22 protein-coding genes are annotated in these 22,689 nt (G+C 39.0%); 10 read left to right on the plus strand and 12 right to left on the minus strand.

What is annotated here, in order from left to right:
- Positions 1-26: 26 nt before the first annotated feature.
- From KO513_RS06025 to KO513_RS06045, 5 genes are all read right to left on the minus strand, one after another.
- Positions 27-1,643 (minus strand): family 20 glycosylhydrolase, encoded by a 1,617-nt coding sequence (locus tag KO513_RS06025; RefSeq protein ID WP_215912681.1) that lies wholly within the window; start codon positions 1,641-1,643, stop codon positions 27-29.
- A 32-nt stretch (positions 1,644-1,675) separates the two neighbouring features.
- The gene (locus KO513_RS06030; RefSeq protein ID WP_215912682.1) at positions 1,676-2,314 is read right to left on the minus strand and encodes a GDSL-type esterase/lipase family protein; all 639 of its coding nucleotides are present in this window, start codon (positions 2,312-2,314) and stop codon (positions 1,676-1,678) included.
- A complete protein-coding gene (locus KO513_RS06035) occupies positions 2,315-3,196 on the minus strand; it encodes an alpha/beta hydrolase (RefSeq protein WP_215912683.1) in 882 nt (293 codons plus the stop codon).
- A 20-nt stretch (positions 3,197-3,216) separates the two neighbouring features.
- A complete protein-coding gene (locus KO513_RS06040) occupies positions 3,217-3,942 on the minus strand; it encodes an MIP/aquaporin family protein (RefSeq protein ID WP_215912684.1) in 726 nt (241 codons plus the stop codon).
- A 149-nt stretch (positions 3,943-4,091) separates the two neighbouring features.
- The gene (locus tag KO513_RS06045) at positions 4,092-4,544 is read right to left on the minus strand and encodes a DUF1569 domain-containing protein (protein WP_215912685.1); all 453 of its coding nucleotides are present in this window, start codon (positions 4,542-4,544) and stop codon (positions 4,092-4,094) included.
- 197 nt (positions 4,545-4,741) lie between these two features.
- On the opposite strand from KO513_RS06045, the gene KO513_RS06050 reads away from it, so the two are divergent.
- The 4 genes from KO513_RS06050 to KO513_RS06065 all read left to right on the plus strand — a co-directional run bounded on the left by KO513_RS06050 (position 4,742) and on the right by KO513_RS06065 (position 11,099).
- Positions 4,742-5,170, plus strand: coding sequence for a hypothetical protein (locus tag KO513_RS06050; protein ID WP_215912686.1), 429 nt, complete (start codon positions 4,742-4,744; stop codon positions 5,168-5,170).
- Between the two features lie 142 nt (positions 5,171-5,312).
- On the plus strand, positions 5,313-6,395 hold the full coding sequence (locus KO513_RS06055) for an efflux RND transporter periplasmic adaptor subunit (RefSeq protein WP_215441776.1): 1,083 nt from the start codon (positions 5,313-5,315) through the stop codon (positions 6,393-6,395).
- A gap of 24 nt (positions 6,396-6,419) precedes the next feature.
- Complete coding sequence (locus KO513_RS06060) at positions 6,420-9,668, plus strand: efflux RND transporter permease subunit (protein ID WP_215912687.1); 3,249 nt, start codon at positions 6,420-6,422, stop codon at positions 9,666-9,668.
- Between the two features lie 3 nt (positions 9,669-9,671).
- The gene (locus KO513_RS06065) at positions 9,672-11,099 is read left to right on the plus strand and encodes a TolC family protein (RefSeq protein ID WP_215912688.1); all 1,428 of its coding nucleotides are present in this window, start codon (positions 9,672-9,674) and stop codon (positions 11,097-11,099) included.
- Positions 11,100-11,183: 84 nt separating this feature from the next.
- On the opposite strand, the gene KO513_RS06070 is transcribed toward KO513_RS06065, so the two are convergent.
- Together KO513_RS06070 and KO513_RS06075 are read right to left on the minus strand one after the other, a co-directional pair.
- Positions 11,184-12,098 (minus strand): SMP-30/gluconolactonase/LRE family protein, encoded by a 915-nt coding sequence (locus KO513_RS06070; protein WP_215912689.1) that lies wholly within the window; start codon positions 12,096-12,098, stop codon positions 11,184-11,186.
- Positions 12,098-12,940 (minus strand): sugar phosphate isomerase/epimerase family protein, encoded by an 843-nt coding sequence (locus KO513_RS06075; protein WP_215912690.1) that lies wholly within the window; start codon positions 12,938-12,940, stop codon positions 12,098-12,100. Before KO513_RS06075 ends, KO513_RS06070 begins: the two co-directional genes overlap by 1 nt.
- Positions 12,941-13,039: 99 nt before the next feature.
- On the opposite strand from KO513_RS06075, the gene mazG reads away from it, so the two are divergent.
- The 5 genes from mazG to KO513_RS06100 all read left to right on the plus strand — a co-directional run bounded on the left by mazG (position 13,040) and on the right by KO513_RS06100 (position 17,718).
- Positions 13,040-13,822 carry a nucleoside triphosphate pyrophosphohydrolase gene (gene mazG / locus KO513_RS06080; protein ID WP_215912691.1) on the plus strand — a complete coding sequence of 261 codons (783 nt, stop codon included), beginning with the start codon at positions 13,040-13,042 and terminating at the stop codon, positions 13,820-13,822.
- Between the two features lie 70 nt (positions 13,823-13,892).
- Positions 13,893-15,263: an MATE family efflux transporter gene (locus KO513_RS06085; RefSeq protein ID WP_215912692.1), complete on the plus strand. Its 1,371-nt coding sequence runs from the start codon at positions 13,893-13,895 to the stop codon at positions 15,261-15,263.
- A 1-nt stretch (position 15,264) separates the two neighbouring features.
- Positions 15,265-15,492: a hypothetical protein gene (locus tag KO513_RS06090; RefSeq protein ID WP_215441783.1), complete on the plus strand. Its 228-nt coding sequence runs from the start codon at positions 15,265-15,267 to the stop codon at positions 15,490-15,492.
- A 5-nt stretch (positions 15,493-15,497) separates the two neighbouring features.
- Complete coding sequence (locus tag KO513_RS06095) at positions 15,498-16,073, plus strand: phosphatase PAP2 family protein (RefSeq protein WP_215912693.1); 576 nt, start codon at positions 15,498-15,500, stop codon at positions 16,071-16,073.
- Positions 16,063-17,718 (plus strand): ArnT family glycosyltransferase, encoded by a 1,656-nt coding sequence (locus KO513_RS06100; RefSeq protein WP_215912694.1) that lies wholly within the window; start codon positions 16,063-16,065, stop codon positions 17,716-17,718. Before KO513_RS06095 ends, KO513_RS06100 begins: the two co-directional genes overlap by 11 nt.
- Positions 17,719-17,735: 17 nt before the next feature.
- On the opposite strand, the gene KO513_RS06105 is transcribed toward KO513_RS06100, so the two are convergent.
- The 3 genes from KO513_RS06105 to KO513_RS06115 are packed head-to-tail and all read right to left on the minus strand — an operon-like array spanning position 17,736 to position 20,346.
- Positions 17,736-18,698: a glycosyltransferase family 2 protein gene (locus KO513_RS06105; protein ID WP_215912695.1), complete on the minus strand. Its 963-nt coding sequence runs from the start codon at positions 18,696-18,698 to the stop codon at positions 17,736-17,738.
- Positions 18,699-18,739: 41 nt separating this feature from the next.
- A complete protein-coding gene (gene meaB / locus KO513_RS06110) occupies positions 18,740-19,783 on the minus strand; it encodes a methylmalonyl Co-A mutase-associated GTPase MeaB (protein WP_215441787.1) in 1,044 nt (347 codons plus the stop codon).
- Between the two features lie 2 nt (positions 19,784-19,785).
- Positions 19,786-20,346, minus strand: a complete 561-nt coding sequence (locus tag KO513_RS06115) for a DUF2911 domain-containing protein (protein WP_215912696.1) — start codon at positions 20,344-20,346, stop codon at positions 19,786-19,788.
- Positions 20,347-20,500: 154 nt separating this feature from the next.
- On the opposite strand from KO513_RS06115, the gene KO513_RS06120 reads away from it, so the two are divergent.
- Complete coding sequence (locus KO513_RS06120; RefSeq protein ID WP_215441789.1) at positions 20,501-20,926, plus strand: organic hydroperoxide resistance protein; 426 nt, start codon at positions 20,501-20,503, stop codon at positions 20,924-20,926.
- 57 nt (positions 20,927-20,983) lie between these two features.
- Here the strand turns inward: KO513_RS06120 and KO513_RS06125 are convergent, their stop codons facing one another.
- On the minus strand, positions 20,984-21,889 hold the full coding sequence (locus KO513_RS06125; RefSeq protein ID WP_215912697.1) for an aldose epimerase family protein: 906 nt from the start codon (positions 21,887-21,889) through the stop codon (positions 20,984-20,986).
- A 185-nt stretch (positions 21,890-22,074) separates the two neighbouring features.
- Entirely contained in the window at positions 22,075-22,674 is a 600-nt protein-coding gene (msrA, locus tag KO513_RS06130; RefSeq protein WP_252735693.1) for a peptide-methionine (S)-S-oxide reductase MsrA, read from the minus strand.
- Positions 22,675-22,689 lie beyond the last annotated feature (15 nt).

Consider the following 22,689-nt stretch of genomic DNA (forward strand, 5'->3'; position numbering starts at 1 on the left):
TTACAGCAAAATTTTTTAAAAAACCTCTAATCTTTATCGATTGTTTTATACGTGAATTTGCTTTTTTTCCAATCTATTAAAGGAGACGGGTAGTACTTTACGTTCATCCGGTCTAAGAATGGAGCTTGATTGGCTAACCGAAGCTTATACTTTTCCCAATTTCTGTTTTCGGGAGTTGACCAATTTAGTTCTGCATAACCAATGGCTCGGGGAAAAGCAAGGTATTCCAGTTCATCAATATTACTTATGGTTTCGGACCATAGTGGAGCTTCAATACCCAAGATGTTTTCTAATGGAATGCCTTCATAAGTTTCTGGAGACCAGACATAAGCAGTGTCCGTTGGAATATAACCGGCCCAGTGTAATCCGTGTTTGGACAGGGTATCATATTCCATATCCAAGTATGCTTTTTTAGCAGGAGACATGATAATTTTCATGTTCTTTTTTACGGCCAAATCTGCATTCTCTTTACTCGACCAAAACTGAGAAACCGAAGTGGAATCTATATCTGCAGTGGCAATTTCATCCCAGCCTATCATACGTTTTCCATATTTCTGAACTATTTTTTCAACCTTTTCAACAAAGTAGATATAGTCTTTCTTCTTGGTAACATGGCTTTCGTCTCCACCAATATGAAAGTAGGGGCCGGGAGTAATAGCAGATAGCTCTCTAACCACATCATCTATAAAGGCATATGTAGTGTCTTTTCGAGTATCAAAAGTGCTAAAACCAACTCGCATGCCCGTATATAGTTTTACTTCCTTACCATTTCCGTTTAAAAAGGGGTAAGAAACAGATGCCGCATTGGTATGCCCGGGCATATCAATTTCAGGTACTATAATCATATGGCGCTCCGCAGCGTAGTTTACGATATTTTCATATTCTTCTTGTGTGTAAAAGCCACCTGATTTGCCGCCAACTTCAGTACTACCGCCAACTTCCGTAAGTTTTGGCCAAGATTTTATTTCTATTCGCCATCCTTGATCGTCCGATAGGTGCAAGTGTAAAACGTTGTATTTGTAATACGCCAAGAGGTCTATATACTTCTTTACATCTTCAACACTAAAAAAATGACGGGCTACATCTAACATGCTTCCGCGGTATTCAAAAACAGGGTTGTCTATAATTTTCCCGGTAGGAATATTCCATACTTCATAAGGAGCAACGGAGTCAAGTGGTGTTTCCGGAATGATTTGTCTAATTGTTTGTACTCCTCTAAAAGCACCGGCAGCCGTATTTGAGTTTAGAATAATAGAATCTTTAGTAATGTAAAGCTGATATGACTCAGGAGTATTTAACTCAATACTATCAGATTGGTTTATATAGATTACGCCCTCCCTGCTCGGAGTTTCTTGAACGTTCACGGAAATATCCAAAGCGGTCTTAGCATGGATTTTTTCCGATAGAAATTTTCCCACTTCAGGAAATCCATCTGCATTTTCAGAGGTATAGATAGCCGTGAATTTATCCAAGGCAAAACCGGAATTGGTAGGTATGATCTTCATTGGCAACGGAATCATGTTTTCCATGGCCAGATTGGTCTGTGGGAGGTTCAGCACACGTTTCTTTTTCTCGGGTTCACAAGAACAAAGGACAACAAATATGCAACTGATAAATAACGCGCTGATCAAGTTAGATTTCATCTTTATTTTTTTTGGAGTGGACTCTTTTATGCCTAGTTTACATAATCTTTTAAGACGGTATACCAAATTTCATATCCTTTGGAGTTCATGTGCAGGCCGTCAGATACAAAGATATCTTGTTTTACTTTTCTTCCATTAAGCATAGGGTTCCAAACATCTACATATTGTAGTCTATTATCAGTATGCGTCATTTTTTCCATTTTCCGGTTGAGCCTTTTGTATTTCCTTCTCAGTTTCCATCTGGAAATACTTGGTTTGGCAGAAATGAATACAATCTGTGTTTGCGGACTTTCCGTAAAAATAATACGCTGTATTTCTGCTAGGGTATTAATAATTTCTTTGGGTCTCTTTTTGCTCTGAATATCGTTGTCACCTTCATAAATAAAGACCTTTTTAGGTTTGTATTTTAGAATAAGATCATTGGTGAATTCAAGAAGGTCTACTGCTTGTGAGCCTCCAAATCCAGAGTTAAGGACTTGGTAATCAGGAAACCTTTCTTGTAAATCTTTCCATACGCGTATGCTTGAGCTTCCTGTAAAAACAATACTCTCCAGTGAAGGGTTGTACAATGAATCGTTCTTTTGAACAATGGTTTCTACTTCTTTTTTAAAGACGCTTTGCGCATGTAAACTGAAACCCGTGAGCAATAGTAAGATTAGGGAAAACCTCATTTATTTTGATTTAGATGTTTTAGTAATTCCTTGTGCAACGGACCAATCATAAAAGCGTTGAATCCAATTATCGGATGGTAGGCTTTGTTTTTTCATTCCAAAACCATGTCCTCCTTTGGCGTACATATGTAGTTCTGGTATGTAGCCGGCTTTCAACCACGAATTATAAATTTCAATACTGCCCGGAGCAAGACCTAATGGGTCGTCACTAGCGCAAATTACAAGCAAATCCGGAGCGTTCTCGGGAGCTTCCTGAACGGGGTAAGCACTCGTCCATGCATAGACGGGAACTATAAAATTTGGCCGATTAGCTTCTGTATAATTGTAAGCTACGCCCATGGTTACGGCTCCTCCAGCAGAAAATCCCATGAACCCTATTTTATTTGGATCCAATTGATATTTTTCTGCGTTTTGTCTAACATAGGAAATTGCAGAAAGCCCATCAGCAACGGACAAAGGTAGTACGGGAGCTACTCTTTCTGCTATTCGGGCGGGGTTGTTCTTACCGTCATCACTAACTTCTTGTACCGCATCTTTACCGGTAGGAACAAGACGATATTTTAAAACGAATGCAGTTATACCTTTATCTGCGAGCCATTTGGCTACATTTCGCCCTTCACTATTAATGCTATGCGCATACAAAGCACCACCTGGAGCAATAATAACCGATGTGCCATTGGGTTTCTCCGGTTGAAAAACTTGAAGGGTGGGCACGGAAACATTTGTAACTACCTCTGTATTCCAAATATCCGAGAAGTATTGTCTTTCTTCGTTTTCCCATTTTACGGTCTTACTTTTTTCAAAGGGTATTTCTATGAACTCTTGTGCAAGACCAATTTGTACGATTAAGAAAAATGAAAATAGAAGGCTTATTTTTTTCATGAGTTTAGAATAAAGGTTGCTTAAACGGATACGGCAAGGTAAACCAGAGCTGCTAAAAACCCACCGAACAATGGACCTACAATAGGCACCCATGCATAGCCCCAATCACTACTGCCTTTACCCTGTAAGGGTAAGATAGCGTGTAATAAACGCGGACCAAAATCACGTGCCGGATTTATGGCATAACCTGTTGGGCCCCCGAGCCCAAAACCAATACCCATTACCAATAGAGCTACAGGAAGGGCATCTAAGGAACCTAAGGAAATGGCTTCCTCTCCAAACTTGCCTCCTGCAATAAAGAACACACCAAAAACTAAGGTAAAGGCTCCAATTGCTTCCGTAACAAAGTTCCAAAAGGGGCTTCTAATAGCCGGGGCGGTACAAAAGGTTGCCAGTATAGCTCCTTGGTCTTCGGTGGCATCATAATGTTTTTTGTAAGTGAGCCAAACTAGGAAATTCCCCATCATGGCACCCAAAATTTGGGAAACCATATAACCGGGTACCAACCCCCAACTAAACTTGCCTGCTGTGGCCAATGCCAAAGTTACAGCTGGGTTTAAATGGGCGTGGCTAACATCTGCACTTACATAAACACCTATAAAAACGGCAATACCCCATGCTAGTGAAATACCGGTCCACCCGGTGTCAGGGCCTTTGGTGCCTTTTAAAACGAGATTGGCGACAACACCGTTACCTATAAGAATAAGTAAAGCGGTTCCAATAAATTCATAGAGATAAACAATCATAGTTGAGTTAGTTAAGTTGTTGAGTTAGTTAATTAGTGGAAAGATAATGAAAAATCAAAATTTTATCCGTGTAGTACATATAGGGGCAATCATAAGATACAGGCAGTTTTAGCCTTGCTATTTACTGTAACGAATAAAGGTAAAGCGAATCAGACATTAAATTGTTGAAGGTGATGGTCCAAATGTTTATAAAAAAGGACGTTCCATTCTTGAGAGGTGAGTTTTCCAAAAGCATGCGACTCTTTATTTTGAAAATGAGCGGCACCTAGTTGTTGTGTTTTTTCTAAATGTGCAATAAGTCTCTCTTTTTCCAATTGAAAATCCCGCTCATCGGTAATATAAAATTCTGGAGCTGTACGAATATTTCTTTTATAAGGTTTAGGGCCTATAACCAGATTTTTCGCAAAAAGTTTAATCATAAACTTCTTAAAACCTTTAGGTTTGGGGTATTTGTCCGTATAGGTCATGTCATAAGCCACATTACAATGAGCCAACATTTGGCCCACATTCATCTTTCCCCATAAATTAGTACTTGTTGAATTTAGTTGGTTGATACGGGAAATAATTTCGTTTACATCATTTTGGTCAAATACATTTTTCATGCTGCCTATGGTTTTTATAAAAGATGGTAATCTAAAGGACCTGATGGAAAGATATTAAAAAAAACGAACCTTTTACTTCTCTTTTGTTAGATAAATTAGGGAAGGAATAGTAATATGAAAAAAAATAAAGGGGTTAACAAATTTTTAAGAAGATACTATTTGTGCACCTTAAAGACGTACACTAGTTTTGCTCACAGATGAAAAAAAGGTATTTACAATATTTTTTATCTCTTTCAATACTCCTTTTAGGCGTTTGTGGTCAAATATCCGCAAATTCAGCTTACGGTGCTGGTACGGATGTAAGTGTAGGTCAGCAAACGGAAAGGAACAATGCTGCTATTGAACTAGAGCAGTTCATTCCCTCGGGATTAAGTTCCTCCTCGTCTGAAAAAAGACATACCAATAAGATTGAAATTACGGATGAACAAGAGGAAGAAGAGGAAAATGAGCCTACGCTATCCGAAAAGCAATTAAAGGAATACAACTCCTTAAACTTACTTTCTAGATTTTACGGAACAGGCTACTTTTTTCACCTGATCAAAAATCAACTTACGTTTTACAAGCATTTTAATTACTTGTCTACGTTTAAGACACTTCACCTTATGTTCAGCGTTCTACAGCTGTGATACTTGGTTTTGTTCGGCATATATACTACGCGCCGAACTTTTTTTTTAGTGCCATGCGGAAAATAAGGCACTTTAGAAAATTACCTCAATGATGTTTTAAACACATCAACATAAACCATTATCAAAACTAAAATTTTAAGTAATGAGAAGAATCTTCATGCTCATGAGCTTGTCTGTGCTATTGTTTCATTCAAGTTGTTCGTCCGAAAAAAAACATAAAGAAAAAGAGGCAAAATATCTGGTTACCAATCCTATACTAATGGATACCGTTATAACCAAAAATTATGTTTGCCAAATCCATTCCTATAGAAATATAGAACTACGAGCCTTGGAAAAAGGGTATCTAAAAACCATTTTTGTAGATGAGGGCCAACATGTAAAGAAAGGCCAACCCATGTTCAAAATTATGGACAAGGTCTATAAGTCTGAGTTACAGAGAGCTGAAGCGGAAGCCGAAGTAGCTAAAATTGAGTATAACAACACACAGTTGTTGGCGGACAGTAACGTAGTTTCTCCCAATGAATTGGCTATGAGCAAGGCCAAATACGATAAGGCTAAGGCAGAAGTTGCTATGGCGGAAACACATTTGAGCTTTACGGATATCCGCGCCCCTTTTGATGGAATAATTGATCACCTTATGGTAAGGGAAGGAAGCCTTTTGGATGAGGGCGAGTTACTCACCTCCTTATCCGATAACAGCAAAATGTGGGTCTACTTTAATGTCTCAGAAGCGGAATACCTAAACTATGCCCTTAACGGTAATTCAGATGATAAGGTAGGGGTAGAGCTGCTAATGGCCAATAATCAAAAGTTTGACCAAGAAGGAATAGTAGAGACTATAGAAGGAGAGTTCAATAATGAGACGGGAAATATTGCATTTAGGGCAACCTTTCCTAATCCTAAAGGTATTTTACGCCATGGGGAAACGGGAAATGTTCTAATGAAAATGTCCCTTAAAGATGTACTTATAATTCCTCAAAAAGCAACCTTTGAAGTGCTTGACAAAAAGTACGTTTTTGTGCTTGACGAAGACAATGTGGTTCATCAAAAAGAAGTTACCGTAGGTTCCGAGTTGCCACACTTATTTGTGGTGCAAGACGGATTGTCCAAAAACGATAAAGTACTGCTGGAAGGTATTCGGTTGGTAAAGGAAGGAAGTCACATAGAGCCAGATTTCATGGCGCCTAAGAAACAATTGGCCCTTCTTGATCTCTATGCAGAGTAATATCCAATCTTAAATACCAAAAATATGTTCAGTAAATTTATAAAACGGCCAGTTCTGGCTATTGTAATTTCGGTAATTATTGTTTTTGTGGGACTCTTGTCCATTAAGCAATTACCTATATCACAGTTTCCACAAATTGCCCCTACAACGGTAAATATTTTTATAGCATACCCAGGAGCAAGTGCGGATGTATTGGTGAAATCTACCCTAATACCTATTGAAACGGCAATCAATGGCGTGCAAGACATGCGTTATATTGCGTCTGATGCCACCAGTGCCGGAGAAGGTACTTTACGTATCATTTTTGAGCCTGGTACCGACCCGAACGAAGCGGTTGTTAGGGTAAAGACCCGTGTAGATCAAGTAATGCCTTTGTTACCGCCATTGGTGCAAAGAGAGGGGGTTATTATTACCCCGGTACAACCAAGTATGTTAATGTACGTGAATCTTTTTAGTAGCTCTAAAAAGAACGATGAAAAGTTCCTGTACAATTATGCGTATACCAAAATAGTTCCGGAGCTTCAACGTATAAAAGGCGTTGCCAGTGCAAAGATATTGGGTAGTAGAAAGTATGCCATGCGGGTTTGGTTAAAACCTGACCGTATGCGGGCGTACAATATTTCCGCAGAAGATGTCCTCGAGGCTATGGATGAGCAAAGTGTTATTGCTCGGCCCGGTCGTTTAGGGCGTAGTTCGGGTAAAAAATCCCAAGCGTTGGAATATGTGCTCACTTATGAGGGTAGGTATAATGAGGCAGACCAGTACAAGGATATTATTATAAAGGCGAATGAAGATGGTGAAATACTTACTTTAAAAGATATTGCGGATGTAGAATTAGGGAGTGAATTTTTTGATATTTACTCTAATTTGGACGGGAAACCCTCGGCATCGGTAGTACTCAAGCAAACTTTTGGAAGTAATGCCAGTGATGTAATAGATTCCGTAAAGGATAAATTAAAAGAGCTAAAGGAAAACTTGCCGCCGGGCATAGACTATCAAATAAGTTATGATGTTTCTAACTTTTTGGATGCCTCAATAGAGCAAGTTGTGCATACCTTACGTGATGCTTTTATCTTAGTGGCCATTGTTGTGTTTCTTTTCTTGGGCGATTGGCGTTCCACTCTTATTCCTATCATTGCGGTGCCCGTTTCTTTGATCGGGGCATTCTTTATCATGCAGCTTTTTGGACTGTCAATTAACTTAATAACTCTCTTTGCCTTGGTATTGGCAATTGGTATCGTGGTAGATGATGCCATTGTTGTGGTAGAGGCCGTTCATGCAAAGATGGAAGAAGAGCACCTAAACCCGTATCAAGCGGTTAAACAGGTGATAGGTGAAATTGGAGGAGCTATTATTGCCATTACCATGGTTATGGTATCCGTATTCGTTCCTATTTCTTTTATGACAGGGCCTGTTGGGGTATTTTACCGCCAATTTAGTATTACCATGGCCGGTTCCATTATTATATCCGCCATTGTTGCGCTTACACTTACTCCGGTGTTGTGTGCCATGATATTGAAGAACAATCACGGAGTGCCAAGAAAAAAATCACTTGTTGATAGGTTTATAGATTGGTTCAATAGAGGGTTTGAAAAACTCACGGGCAGATATGTAAACGTACTTAAATATATAGTGAATAGGCGAGTGGTTACTTTTGGAATTCTGATCGCTTTTTGTGCTGGTATATTTTTCACGAACGAAACCTTACCCGCAGGTTTTATACCAAACGAAGATCAGGGTACTATTTATGCAATTATTCAAACGCCACCAGGGGCCACATTGGAGCGGACTAATGATGTAGCTCATAAGCTTCAGGCAATGTGCGAAGAAATGGATGCTGTAGAGTCCGTATCATCATTGGCCGGTTACGAAATTATGACCGAAGGTCGTGGTTCCAATGCGGGTACCTGTCTTATCAACCTAAAACCATGGTCGGAAAGGCATGAATCGGTACATGAAGTAATGGAAGAACTTGAGGAAGAAAGTAAAAACCTCGGGGCCGTTATTGAGTTTTTTGAACCGCCCGCAGTACCAGGTTTTGGTTCTTCTGGTGGATTTTCTATGCGTCTTTTGGATAAAACGGATAATACAGATTATCATGAGTTTGAAAGAATAAACAATGAATTTATGGATGCCCTAAGCAAAAGGGAAGAACTTACCGGGCTCTTTACTTTTTTTGCGGCCAATTACCCTCAGTATGAACTTGTGGTAGATAATAAGGCGGCAATGCAAAAAGGGGTGTCTATTGGTAAAGCCATGGAAAACCTGAATATTCTAATTGGTAGTACCTATGAACAGGGTTTCATAAAGTACGGACGTTTCTTTAAAGTGTATACACAGGCCGCTCCGGAATATAGGCGTATGCCATCTGATCTTGAACAGCTTTTTGTAAAGAACGAAAAAGGGGAGATGGTACCTTATTCGTCATTTATGAAACTTGAAAAACGTTTAGGTCCAAATGAAATTACGCGTTATAATCTATATAATTCCGCAGCTATAAGGGGTCTGCCGGCTCCGGGCTATACCAGTGGAGATGCAATTAAGGCCATTCGCGAGGTAGCGGAAGAGAGTTTGCCTAATGGCTTTGATATTGCTTGGGAAGGCCTTTCCTATGACGAAGCGGGCAGAGGTAACGGCTCAATTTACATATTTCTAGTTGTACTGATTTTCGTTTACTTGGTATTAGCGGCTCAATATGAGAGTTTCCTATTGCCATTGGCGGTTATTTTGTCGCTTCCTGTTGGTATTTTCGGGTCTTTTCTACTCCTGAAGGCTATGGGATTGGCAAATGATGTGTACGCTCAAATTGGTTTGATCATGTTAGTTGGTCTTTTGGGTAAAAATGCGGTATTGATCGTAGAGTTCGCAGTTCAGAAAAGACGTGAAGGCGCTACAATACTTGATGCGGCCATTGAAGGTGCAAAAATGCGTTTCAGGCCTATCTTAATGACTTCTTTTGCCTTTGTAGCCGGGTTGATCCCACTAGTTATAGCAACTGGTGCCGGTGCCATTGGTAACCGTACCATAGGTGGTTCGGCTATGGGTGGTATGCTATTGGGTACACTTCTAGGGGTTCTTGTAATTCCCGGGTTGTATTTTGTTTTTGCAAAAATGGCAGACGGTCGTTCATTGATAAAAGATGAAAACAGCGAGCCTTTTACAGAAGGGCTGATCAGAACTTCGGAAGAGGAAAATGTTACTCAAGAGCAGGTAAGCCAGCTGCGTAGAATGCTCAAGAAAATCCTATCGCGAAAGAAAAATCCAAAAAATTAAAAGATGATAAAATATATTAAGACCCTGGTCTCCATTTGTGCGGTACTGGTAGTGCATTCTTGTGTGCCAACCAAAACGGTACGTGAAGCTGATGCCTCTGTTCCCGAGCAGTATTCGGGGGAGATGAATGATACGGTAAATACGGCCACGGTAAAGTGGAGAGATTATTTTAAGGATGAAAATTTGACGTCCCTCATTGATGTTGCATTGCAGAACAACCAGGAGCTCAACATTGTGTTACAGGAAATAGCAGTAGCACAAAGCGAGGTGAAGGAGAAGAAAGGGGAATACCTTCCTTTTGTTGACCTGAAAGCTGGTGGCGGACTCGAAAAAGTGGGCCGGTATACAAGTCAGGGTGCAAGCGATGCGAATAACGATATTAGGCCTGGAGAGGAATTTCCGGAGCCTTTGGGCGATTTCTTACTTGAAGCGCGAGCTGATTGGGAGATAGATGTGTGGCATAAACTTAGAAATGCAAAAAAAGCTGCAGTCATGCGGTATCTCTCTTCGGTGGAAGGCAAGAATTTTATGGTAACCAATCTCATTTCCGAAATAGCTAATGCCTATTATGAATTATTGGCCTTGGACAATCAAATGGCTATCGTAAAGCAGAATATTGGTATTCAGAGCAATGCTTTGGAAATTGTGAAACTTCAAAAGGCCGCCGCTAAAGTAAATGAGTTGGCCGTTAAGAAGTTTGAGGCCGAAGTTTTGCATACCAAGAGCCTTCAGTTTGAGATTCAACAGGAAATTGTTCAGAAGGAAAACGAAATCAATTTTCTTTTAGGCCGATATCCACAACCTATAGCAAGGAATTACAGCGGGTTTGAAACCTTGGTTCCGAAAACGGTTCAGCTTGGGTTGCCTTCTCAGCTGTTGGCCAATCGTCCTGATATAAAACAGGCAGAACTGGATCTAATGGCTGCTAAACTAGATGTAAAAGTGGCCAAGGCCAGATTTTATCCTTCTTTGGGTATATCTGCGGGAATAGGTTTTCAATCCTTTAAAACGGAGTATTTATTGGAAAGCCCTGAATCTTTGATTTACTCTGTATTTGGGGAATTAACAGCGCCTCTCATCAACAGAAATGCAATAAAGGCGGCATATACAGGTGCCAATGCAAAACAGTTGCAAGCGGTCTACAATTATGAACAGACCATTTTAAATGCTTATGTTGAGGTAGTAAATCAATTAGCGAAAATAGATAATCTGGAAAAGAGCTATGATTTAAGGTCAAAAGAGGTTGATGCTCTAACCGCATCTATAGATATCTCAAACCGACTTTTTAGATCTGCCAGAGCGGATTATATGGAAGTACTTATGACCCAGCGTGACGCGTTGGAAGCAAGAGTAGAGCTTATTGAAACCAAACAAAAGCAGATGAGTGCCGTGGTAAATGTATACCGTGCTCTTGGTGGCGGGTGGAATTAGCGTTTAAAATCCCCTACTTATTTTTACCTGTAAAAGCCATTTCACACTAGTGTGAAATGGCTTTTTTTTATAATATACCTGGGACTATCGTACGCCGTTTACGTTCATTTCTAAGGTATAGGCAGAGTCCATTGCGGTAATGAACAGTGTTTTTTGTTCGGGACCTCCAAAAGTTACATTGGCCGTCCAGCTCTCTGGAACATCAATATGTTCTATTTGTTCGCCTTTTGAGTTGAACACGGTAACTCCGTCTCCGGTAAGATAAACGTTTCCTTGGTTGTCCAAGGTCATACCATCGGAGCCCATATCGGCAAATAACTTTTTATTGGTTAGGTTTCCGTTCGCTTCAATGGTATAAGAGTAGGTTTTTTTAGCTCCGTTGTCGGAAACATATAAAGTTTTGCCATCCGGCGAACCTATAATTCCGTTGGGTTGTTCAAAATTATCATCGGCTACAATGCGCGGAACGGAATTCCCTTTTGGTAAATAATATACACGCCGGGCAGATTGTTCCGGCTCGGTGTGTTTCCACCAAGATCTTTTATAAAATGGATCGGTAAAGTAAATGCCCCCATTTAAATCTACCCATAGGTCATTAGGGCCGTTCAGCTTTTTTTCTTCGTAGTCATCAATTAGAACAGTCACTTTTTTATCCGGGGCTATACTCCAGAGTTCGTTCTTTTCATCGGCTGCTGCCAAAAGATTGCCATCATGGTCAAAATAGAGTCCGTTGGCACGCCCTGAGGGCTTCATGTAGTCGGAAACGGTATTAGTTGCGGCATCCCATTTCACGATACGATCATTGGGCTGGTCCGTAAAATAGATGTCACCATTTTTATCAACGGCCGGGCCTTCCGTAAATTTATATTCATCGGAAACCAAAGTTAATTTGGCATCTTTAGCTATAATATTTTTGGATAAATTTTGCTGCCCCTTACAGGAGGATAGTGCCAGTATAGCGGCCACTGAAAACAGTAAGGGTATAGATATATTTTTCATTAGTAAAGTGTTTTTAGAAAGTTCATGTTATGCTTCATACTTTTCATAGGAGTGCTGGCATATTCTTCTTGCTCTATAAAAATATGTTCAACACCGGAGTTTGATTTGTGTTTCATCATAGTGGCAATATCAAGACCGCCTTTACCAAATTCCGTACTTACCTTTTCGTGCATGTTCATATCCTTTAAATGCCATAACGGAAACCGTTTAGGGTACTTTTTAAAATAGTGCAATGGGTCTTTTTGAGCAACAATAACCCATCCTAAATCCAGCTCCATATGAACAAGGTCCGGATCAGTGTTGTCCATGAGAACATCATAGAGTACTTCGCCTTTATGGGATTCAAATTCGTACTCGTGGTTGTGGTACCCAAATTTTAGACCTAGTTTTTTGCAGGCTTTTCCAGCTTGGTTGAATGCGTCGGCCACTTTTTTGTAATTATCAATATTTTGCCCTTTGCTAGGTAGGGAAGAACAAATAACATACTCTTGACCTGATTCCACAGCTTGCCGCATGGTATCGTCAAAATTTTTGTCCAAAGCAACGTGTCCACTACAGAGTTTCATGCCCAAGCTATTACAGGTGTTTTTCATTTCCTTTGGAGAAAGCCCGTAATAGAGTCCCTCTTTGCTTCTTGCCGATTCTATTTTTTTAATACCGATAGCCGCAATTTGTTCCAAGGTTCTCTTGGCATCTTTGGCCATTTCATCACGAAAGGTATAAAGCTGTACGCCATACGCTTCATCAGGTATTTTGGAAAAGCCCATTGTTGGCAATATCAAGCTTCCGGCAGTGGCCAATCCGGACTGCTTTAAAAATTTTCTTCGGTTTATATTAGTCATAATCGGGTAGGGATAAATCTTAGTAAAGACTTCTAAAATACTCTAAATTTTCGACACGTTAAAGGGAGGGTCTTTGTACTTTTACGCAAATTTTCAGCCATGAATACAAGACAGCAGAAATTGGAAGCGTTTGATCGTTTGTTGACCATAATGGATGAACTACGTGAGCAGTGTCCGTGGGATAAGAAACAGACCATGCAAACCTTACGTCATTTAACTATTGAAGAGACCTATGAACTTGGCGATGCTATTCTTGAAGATGATTTGGAAGAGGTTAAAAAAGAACTTGGCGATGTATTATTGCACATTGTTTTTTATTCAAAAATTGGAAGTGAGACCAATGACTTTGATATAGCCGATGTTTGTAACGAAATATGCGAAAAGCTCATTAACAGGCACCCCCATATTTATGGTGATGTAAAGGTTACCAATGAGGAAGATGTAAAACGGAACTGGGAAAGCATAAAACTTAAAGAGGGAAAGGGCAAAAAGAGTGTCTTGGAAGGCGTGCCCAAAGGTTTGCCGGCCTTGGTTAAAGCAAGTCGTATTCAAGAAAAAGTGGCAGGTGTTGGTTTTGACTGGGAAAAGCCGGAACAGGTTTGGGAGAAAGTACAGGAAGAACTTGCCGAGTTACGGGAAGAGGTAAAATTAAAGAATCAAGATAAGATGGAAGCCGAGTTTGGCGATGTCATGTTCGCCATGGTGAATTACGCACGGTTTTTAAAGATAAGCCCGGAAAATGCATTGGAACGGACTAATAAAAAATTTATAGGTCGCTTTCAATATCTGGAGTCCAAAGCTAAGGAAATGGGAAAGGAACTAAAGGAAATGACCTTAGCGGAAATGGATGTTTTTTGGGACGAAGCCAAGCTATCCGAATAAACTTTCCAAAAACAAAGTCACTTAATTAGGTAAGATAAATTAAATCCTTACCTATAAAATACATTCAGTTTTGTTTCAGCAATACACTAAAGAATTCAAATATAACATTCAGCTCTCAGTACCTGTAATATTAGGGATGTTGGGGCATACATTTGTTCAGTTGGCCGATAATATTATGGTAGGTCAACTAGGAACGGCAGAGTTGGCGGCAGTTTCATTGGGTAACAGTTTTGTTTTTATAGCCATGTCATTGGGTATAGGATTTTCAACCGCAATAACACCTTTGGTTGCGGAGGCGGATGGTGCCGGAAACAAGTCCGATGCCAAAAGTGCCCTAAAACATGGTCTGGTGTTGTGCACCGTTTTAAGTTTGATGCTGTTTGGGGTCATATTACTGGCCAAACCATTAATGTATTCTATGCGGCAATCGGAAGAGGTGGTTGCCTTGGCTTTACCCTATCTGGATTTAGTAGCTTTTTCCTTGGTTCCGTTGGTTGTATTCCAGGCGTTTAAACAGTTTTCAGAAGGATTGTCGCAAACTAAATATCCCATGTACGCTACAATTATGGCCAATGTGGTGAATATTACAATTAATTATTTACTGATTTTCGGCTCCTTTGGTTTTCCTAAAATGGGCATTGTAGGAGCGGCAATAGGTACTTTGGTTTCCCGCTTTTTAATGGTGGCCTATATTTGGTATTTGTTAAAAAGTAAAAAGAAATTCCATGATTACGTAACCGGATTCGATTTTAAGAATATTGAAAGAAAAGTAATCAAAAAAATTATCGATTTAGGTTTTCCATCGGCATTACAAATGTTTTTTGAAGTAGCTATTTTCACTGCAGCAATATGGCTTAGTGGTGTGTTAGGTAAGAATGCGCAAGCGGCCAACCAAATTGCATTAAACTTAAGCAGTATGACCTTTATGTTCGGAATGGGGCTAGGTATTGCCGCTATGATCAGAGTGGGAAACCAGAAAGGTCTGCGCAATTTTGTGGAATTGAGGCGTATTGGTCAGTCTATATTTTTTCTAACCTTATTATTGGAGATTGTATTTGCTGCGCTATTTCTGTTAGGTAGGCACTGGTTCCCTACCTTGTATCTGGATTTGGATGATGCCTTAAACGTGGCGGATAATACAGAGGTTATTGTTTTGGCCGCTGAATTATTACTGGTGGCGGCGTTCTTTCAAATATCCGATGGGGTACAAGTGGTAGTTCTAGGAGCGTTACGTGGTCTTCAAGACGTTAAAATACCCACGCTCATAACATTTATAGCCTATTGGGCCATAGGTTTTCCGGTAAGCTACTTTTTAGGTTTACATACAGATTTGGGAAGTACCGGTATATGGATAGGTTTGTTGACCGGGTTGAGCGCATCGGCGGTTATGTTGTATATTCGCTTTAATTATTTGACTAAAAAGTTAATAGTAAATTCATAAGATGGAATTCCCAAAGTTTTTGTTAGGTGATAATACAGATTATCCTACAGCTATATTTGTTGTACATACTGAGTACCCTAGGTTTATTATCAACCTGGAAAATGATGAGGTAGAATGGTTAGAGGATTTTTCAACTGAAGATGAAAAGGAGTTGGAGTCCGAAGCACAAAGCCTTATAGAACAGGCGGGTGAATTTTATGACCGTGAGGTATCTAGATACGAAGAGTAGCTATCATGTGGCAAGAACTTATTCAGCAAGATAAAGAGCTTTTCCTTTTTTTAAATAATTTGGGAACTTCATCCTGGGATGCTTTTTGGTTGTTTATCTCTAATAAATTTAGCGCTATTCCCTTATATGCGGCCCTATTGTTCTTGGTGTATAAAACATACGGACTTAAAAAAACCTTGGTGCTTTTGGTTTCCGTTGTCCTGTTGATAGTAGTAACGGACCAGTTGGGCAATTTCTTTAAATACGGTGTGATGCGTTTACGACCTTGTCATGACCCTAGTTTAGACGGATTGGTAAGATTGGTAAAGTCATCCTGTGGAGGTAAATTTGGTTACTTTTCTGCGCACGCGGCAAATAGTTTTGCGGTAGCTTTTTTCTTTACGTTACTACTAAAACATAAGTATGCTTTTATTGGATACGTTCTTATATTTTGGGCCATTTTGGTAGCTTATAGCAGAATTTACTTGGGAGTTCACTTTCCATTGGATGTGCTTACGGGCGCCTTTATAGGATTGTTTTTTAGCTGGTTGTTTTCAAAGTTATATATATTTGCAATCGAGAAATACTTGAATGATATCTAACTTCAGATACATATTTTTATTGGTGCTGATTGTTCTGGTTTATATAGCCGGTATGTTCGTTACCCTTTTTGAGAACGATTCTGCCCAATTTGCCGTAATGGCAATGCGAATGGTTCAAGAAAACGATTTTATAAATCTCATAAAAGGCGGCACGGAGTATCTAGATAAACCCCATTTGCATTTTTGGTTAGCGGCTATATCTTTTAAAATATTCGGGTTGTTTGAATGGGCTTACAGAATACCCGCAATACTGGTAACTTTGGTTGGGGCGTATAGTTGTTTTGGCTTAGGAAAGCTTCTTTACAATACGAACACGGGTAAGTTGGCAGCGTTGATATATATGACCGCACAAACTATTGTGCTGTCCGTCATAGATGTGCGTACAGATGCGGTTCTTACCGCTTTTACCATCCTATCCATTTGGCAATTTGCGACCTATATTGAAAAGCGAACGTTAGTTTCTATACTTATTGGAGGATTGGCAGCTGGTATGGCATTTTCAGCAAAAGGTCAGATTGCTCTTTTTGTAATTGGGGTATCCATTATTTGCCATTTAGCTTATACCCGTAAATGGGAAAGCATTCTTAGTTGGAAAGTTCTGGTAGGGTTGGTGTGTTTTGGAGTTGCTACGGTACCTATGTTGTATGCGTACTACCATCAGTTTGATATGCATCCTGAAAAGGTGATTAGAGGAGCGGCCAATCGTAGTGGTATTTTTTTCATTTTTTGGGAGCAAAGCTTAGAACGTACCGGGGGAACTATGGGAAAGGCTTCTAAGGATTATTTTTTCTTTTTCCATACTTTTTTGTGGGTTTTTATTCCTTGGACCATTCCGGCAATCTTTGCTATTGGCGCCCGGTTTAAAACCCTGTATAAATTAAAATTTAGATACAATAGCAAGGTTGAGTTTTTAACATTGGGTACTATTACCATCTTTTTTGCGGTAGCGAGTCTATCCCAATTTAAATTACCTCATTACCTGAATATAACCATTCCATTATTCGCAGTGCTTACGGCATCTTATATAAATGATTTGATCAGATATGATCAAAAGAAGATTTTGAGAATCCTTTTAGGCTCGCAATACTTTGTATTGAGTATAGTCTTTACTGCCGTTCTATTTATATGTTTTTTCGTATTTAAATTTGAAAGTTTTTTGGCACCAGTACTTTTGACCCTTTTGCTAATGGTCATCATTTATTTCTGCCTGAAAAGAGAAGCACGTTTTCTGCGGATTATAACTTTGTCGGTTTATAGTTCTTTGCTTTTAAATTCTGTGCTGAACCTACATTTTTATCCGGAGTTGCTAAAGTTTCAGGCAGGTTCTAGTATGGCCGAGGTTGTTTCGGAGGAAAATATTCCTGTAGACCAAATTTATAAAGTATCCAATTTTCACACGTGGTCGTTGGATTTTTATAACCAATATCCGGTGCAGTACGCTTCCGTTAAAACTCTTGAGAATAAAAAAGATATCTGGCTTTACGTAAATGATACTGATTTACGGAGCATTCAAGATGCCGGATTTGATTGGGACCAGCAGTTTACGGAGAATGATTTTAGAATCTCTAGGTTGTCCAAAAGTTTTTTAAATCCTTCTACCAGAAAGCGGACTTTAAAAAAGATGCATCTGGTACATATTCATTAAACTTTCTATCTTAAAGATTAGGGTTGAACTTGGTTCGCTATGGTAACATCCTTTACTCTGTATGGTCTTTTCTTCTGTGACTCGTAATAGGTACGTATTAATAGTTCCATGACGATACCTATTGTAAAAAGTTGAATACCTGCCAAAATGAACATCATACCAAAAGTCAATAATGGACGTGAACCAATGTCTTCTCCCATTCCAAATTTTACTACCAGAAGATAAATGTTTGTAATAATTCCAATTAAAATTAGAACAACACCAAAGATTCCAAAGAAGTGAATTGGCCTCTGAAAGTACTTTCTTATAAATAAAAGCAGCATAATGTCCGCAACCACCTTAAAGATGCGTTCTAAGCCATATTTAGAGCTGCCGGCATGCCTGGCATGATGTTTTACCGGAACCTGTTTGATACGGGCTCCTTCAAAATGGGCGAGTAGGGTAATGAACCTGTGCATTTCGCCATACAGATTAAGGTCTTTTGCAATATCCTTGGTAAAAACTTTTAACGCACAACCGTTGTCTTTAATATCCAATTTGGCCGTTCGACGTATTAATGCATTGGCAATTTTTGATGGAATTTTTTTAACGAAGGAATCTTTTCTTTGGGCACGAATACCTGTAACTACATCATAATCGCCATTAACTACATATTCTAGCATAGAGGGAATATCGCTAGGGTCATTCTGCATATCGCCGTCCATAGTAATGATATACTCTCCCTGAGCATAATCAATACCGGCCGCCAATGCTAAACTTTGACCGTAATTTCTTTTAAGACTAATAAGATGAACTTTATCATCCTTCATCTCCTTTATAACCTTACGAGTACCGTCAAAAGAAAAATCGTCTATATAAACAATTTGATAATTGTATCCGGCTAAGCTTTCGTGAATTTTTTTTGTGAGCAGAACAACATTTTCCGACTCGTTAAAAACAGGAATGACAATTGATAAGAGAGATGTGGTAACTAAATCCATTAGGCTATAAGAAATTAAGCTCACAAAATTAAGCTAATTATTTAAGAGCGGCTTTTAAAAATTGCTATCAATTGGTCCGCAGCTTGAAAAGGTGAGATTTTTTTGGAAATTATCTGTTCAATATAGTGGTTTATTTCGTTTGATATTAAGGAGTCTTCAAAAAAATCCGATTTCAGCTTTGCTTCAATAGTTTCGTAGAGCCAGTTTTTATTCTGTTGTATTCTTTTTTTATTGAAATAGTCCGTTTTTCTACTTTGATAAATATAATTCTCAATATTTTTCCAGACCTCTTTAATACCGGTGTTTTCCGTTGCGGAGCAGCAAGATACCGTAGGTCTATATCCATTTTCTTTAGGCGGATATAACTGTAAGGCATTTTCAAACTCACTTTTGGCAATAAGTGCTTTAGGCAGGTTGTCTCCATCGGCTTTATTGATGACAATACCATCTGCCATTTCAATTATCCCTCTTTTAATACCTTGAAGTTCATCGCCTGCACCGGCCAATTTTAAAAGTAAAAAGAAGTCTACCATACCGTGTACAGCGGTTTCGCTCTGTCCAACTCCAACAGTTTCTATAAGAATAATGTTAAAACCGGCAGCTTCGCACAGAATGATGCTTTCTCTTGTTTTACGGGCTACTCCTCCCAATGAATGTCCAGAAGGTGAGGGGCGGATAAAGGCGTTAGAATCTTTGGTTAAAGATTCCATTCTAGTTTTATCCCCTAAGATACTACCCTTGCTTTGGCGACTGGTAGGGTCAACCGTAAGTACGGCAACTTTATTTCCTTTGGAAGTTAATAGTTGGCCAAAAGTTTCGATAAAAGTACTTTTTCCCACACCAGGAACTCCTGTGATACCTATACGTATGCTTTGGATTGGTTTTTGAAGACAAAGGGCAATGACCTTATTGGCTTCCGTAATATGTTTTTGGTGGTTACTCTCAATTAAGGTGATTGCGCGACTAAGTGCAGTTTTGTCCCCTTGGCAGAGGGCTTCGGCCAGTTTATTAGGGTCAATGGTACTTTTCCTTTTTTTCCGAATTTCAGAAATACCTTTTGCATCTATATTTTTATGGTTCTCCACACTTATTTACTAATAGGTACCTTAACTAGTGTTTTATCCCACATGATGCGCATATAGAGCTGTCCTGTATTATCAAAGTCTATAGTAAAATGCTCTACGGTTTCCGCTAATTGTTCGGTTGGGATTTCAATTTCGATAACATCTTCTTCCAGAATACGTGTTGTCTCTTTGCCTCCACTTAATATACTCACCCCCCAGTCAGGAATATTTTTATTGAATATTACCGACCACGTTTGCCTACCGGGTCTTGTCCATAGAGAATAAACCCCAGAAGAAAGGTTTTTACCGTCAATTTTAATATCAGATGCAGTAGAAAATGTAGTGGGCTCATTTGCCCCTGTACGCCAAACTATATCATAGGGCACGAGCTCGCCAAATATAATTCTATCCTTTTTAGAAGGGCTAGAATAGTTTACGGACAAATCCATTCCGTTATTTGTGTATACGGCCGTCTTTTCCGGACTATGCTTTTTGGTCTGTGTTCTCATATAGGGTCCAACAATAAAAAAGAATAAAAGACCTACTATAGCAAATACGATAAGAATCCATTTCGTAAATTTCATTGTAACGGCATTTGTTACCCCAAGTTACGAATTAGGGGTGTAATCCATTCTTTTTTTAACCGTAAAGATGCTTTTCACATTAATTTAATAATCCATTTTATTTTTTCACAAATTCATAGCTTAACTTCATGAAGTAATCATAAACTTATATGTAATGAAAACTATTTTTAAAGCGGAAGCAACGAATACAGGAGGTAGAGCAGGTCATGTGAAAAGTGATGACGGAGCTGTAGATTTAGATATAAAAATGCCAGGTGCGGACGGAAAAACGGACGGTAAATCTACAAACCCTGAACAGCTCTTTGCTGCGGCATATTCCACATGTTTTGCCGGGGCACTTCAGGCAGTTGCCAAAGAACAAGGTGTAGAAGATCTTGGTGATTTTAGCGTAACGGCTATTATTGGTTTTAACAAGGACGAGGACGGTTTTTTCATAGATGCCACTCTAGACTGTTTATTACCAACTGTAGATAAGCAAAAAGGCGAGGAGTTAATCAATGCTGCGCATGAAATATGTCCTTATAGTAAGGCTACAAGGGACAATATTACCGTAGAACTTAATTTAATGGTTGAAGCATAATTGCCAAGACTAAATGTAAAAGCCCTGAAAATTTTAATTTTCAGGGCTTTTTTTCTGCTATTTGACCGAAAAATGATATTTGGATATATTTTGATATTTCTCACCAGGTCTTAATACCGAACTAGGGAAGTTAGGTTGATTGGGGGCATCTGGAAAGTTCTGAGTTTCAAAACAGATTCCCGGAAACTCTGGAGGCGTATAAACAATAAGCGCTGGTTGGTTGGTTTGCACCGTCATTGTAATTCCAGATCTTTTGGATCTAACGCGGGCGGCCAGATTAGTTTTAGGGTGAATGGCAAAGGGAATATCCAATAATGAGTTACCTATGGGCCTTTCTTCAAGAAAGTTATAGGGAGTTCCTTTAACGGATACAAATTTTCCGGTGGGTAACTGATCTTGGTTAGATTCGGTAAAGTGCGTGCAGTTCATCTGTAATAAATGATCTGCTATGCTATCTCCATAATCTAATTTAAAGTACGAATGATTAGTGAGGTTAAGCACTGTGGTACGGTCTGTTTCCGCTTTATGCTCTATAACCAATGCACTGTCTACTATTTTATATGTAACCGTTACTTTTAAGTTTCCAGGATATCCTTCCTCTAAATGTCCACTAGTGTATGATAGTTTTACAAAAGGTTCAGGGCCGTTATTGACTTCTTCAAACTTCCAGGTTTTCTGGGCAAAACCTTGTTTACCTCCGTGTAGATGGATTCCATTAATATTATGTAACGGATATTTTTCTCGGTCTAAGGTAAATCCGCCGTTAGAAATTCTTCCGGCATATCTACCTACACAAGCTCCTAAGCATTTCTTATCGTTTTTATATGCGCTGGGGTAGTTAAAGCCAACCACAACATTTGTATAATTGCCATCATTGCCTTTCACCAATAATTTCTGAATAACAGCACCGTAATCCAAGACAATTAAGATGATGTTTTTTGTCTGTATTGTAACCTGTTTCAAATGTCTCTAATTAAAATTAGTGCAAAATTATGTGTTTTTTAGAACACAGGGGTATACTTTGACGCTTATAATAGTATAAGTTTAAAATAGATATTGAAACCGATCAATTTTTTTGATTTTAGCAATTGGAACAGGATGGTTACGAATAGATAAAATTAGATGGATTATAAAACAAAACTTAGGTCTTAATGGGCATCTTCCTTTAAATATTCTTTGAAATTTGCTTTAAACCGATTTAATCTTGGAATGGATACATTGGTGATGTACGAGTTGTTAGGATGCTTTTTTTCATAATCTTGGTGATAATCTTCGGCATCATAAAACTTGGTGAATTGGGTTACTTCTGTTGTAATTGGAGCACCTTCATAAACATTTTGGTCTGTCAGAGCCTTTATGTAAGCTTCAATAATCTTTTTTTCTTTTTCATTTTTATAAAATGCAACAGAGCGGTATTGAGCACCACGGTCAGGCCCTTGTCTGTTTAGTGTGGTAGGGTCATGGGAGCCAAAAAACACCTGCACTAGAGCGGTAAATGAAATAACTTTTGGGTCATAATAAATTTTAACGGCCTCTGCGTGACTTGTCATTCCTCCACCAACTTGCTCATAAGTTGGATTCTTTTCGGTACCACCTGAATATCCGGAAACCACTTCTTCAACCCCTTTTACACTTTCGAAAATGGCTTCAACACACCAAAAGCAGCCACTTGCGAAATAAGCAGTTTCAAACTTTTCTAAATCTTGGTTTGTTGGTTTTACAATTTCTTTTTTAACCGTTGACTCCATAGCGGTTTTTTTCTT

This window comes from Zobellia sp. B3R18, assembly GCF_018860715.1.
GTDB classification, from domain to species: domain Bacteria; phylum Bacteroidota; class Bacteroidia; order Flavobacteriales; family Flavobacteriaceae; genus Zobellia; species Zobellia russellii.

Coding starts and splice junctions, on each gene's coding strand:
- KO513_RS06025 (WP_215912681.1), bottom strand. CDS start 1,643: ATGAAATCTAACTTGATCAGCGCGTTATTTATCAGTTGCATATTTGTT.
- KO513_RS06030 (WP_215912682.1), bottom strand. CDS start 2,314: ATGAGGTTTTCCCTAATCTTACTATTGCTCACGGGTTTCAGTTTACAT.
- KO513_RS06035 (WP_215912683.1), bottom strand. CDS start 3,196: ATGAAAAAAATAAGCCTTCTATTTTCATTTTTCTTAATCGTACAAATT.
- KO513_RS06040 (WP_215912684.1), bottom strand. CDS start 3,942: ATGATTGTTTATCTCTATGAATTTATTGGAACCGCTTTACTTATTCTT.
- KO513_RS06045 (WP_215912685.1), bottom strand. CDS start 4,544: ATGAAAAATGTATTTGACCAAAATGATGTAAACGAAATTATTTCCCGT.
- KO513_RS06050 (WP_215912686.1), top strand. CDS start 4,742: ATGAAAAAAAGGTATTTACAATATTTTTTATCTCTTTCAATACTCCTT.
- KO513_RS06055 (WP_215441776.1), top strand. CDS start 5,313: ATGAGAAGAATCTTCATGCTCATGAGCTTGTCTGTGCTATTGTTTCAT.
- KO513_RS06060 (WP_215912687.1), top strand. CDS start 6,420: ATGTTCAGTAAATTTATAAAACGGCCAGTTCTGGCTATTGTAATTTCG.
- KO513_RS06065 (WP_215912688.1), top strand. CDS start 9,672: ATGATAAAATATATTAAGACCCTGGTCTCCATTTGTGCGGTACTGGTA.
- KO513_RS06070 (WP_215912689.1), bottom strand. CDS start 12,098: ATGAAAAATATATCTATACCCTTACTGTTTTCAGTGGCCGCTATACTG.
- KO513_RS06075 (WP_215912690.1), bottom strand. CDS start 12,940: ATGACTAATATAAACCGAAGAAAATTTTTAAAGCAGTCCGGATTGGCC.
- mazG (WP_215912691.1), top strand. CDS start 13,040: ATGAATACAAGACAGCAGAAATTGGAAGCGTTTGATCGTTTGTTGACC.
- KO513_RS06090 (WP_215441783.1), top strand. CDS start 15,265: ATGGAATTCCCAAAGTTTTTGTTAGGTGATAATACAGATTATCCTACA.
- KO513_RS06095 (WP_215912693.1), top strand. CDS start 15,498: ATGTGGCAAGAACTTATTCAGCAAGATAAAGAGCTTTTCCTTTTTTTA.
- KO513_RS06100 (WP_215912694.1), top strand. CDS start 16,063: ATGATATCTAACTTCAGATACATATTTTTATTGGTGCTGATTGTTCTG.
- KO513_RS06105 (WP_215912695.1), bottom strand. CDS start 18,698: ATGGATTTAGTTACCACATCTCTCTTATCAATTGTCATTCCTGTTTTT.
- KO513_RS06115 (WP_215912696.1), bottom strand. CDS start 20,346: ATGAAATTTACGAAATGGATTCTTATCGTATTTGCTATAGTAGGTCTT.
- KO513_RS06120 (WP_215441789.1), top strand. CDS start 20,501: ATGAAAACTATTTTTAAAGCGGAAGCAACGAATACAGGAGGTAGAGCA.
- msrA (WP_252735693.1), bottom strand. CDS start 22,674: ATGGAGTCAACGGTTAAAAAAGAAATTGTAAAACCAACAAACCAAGAT.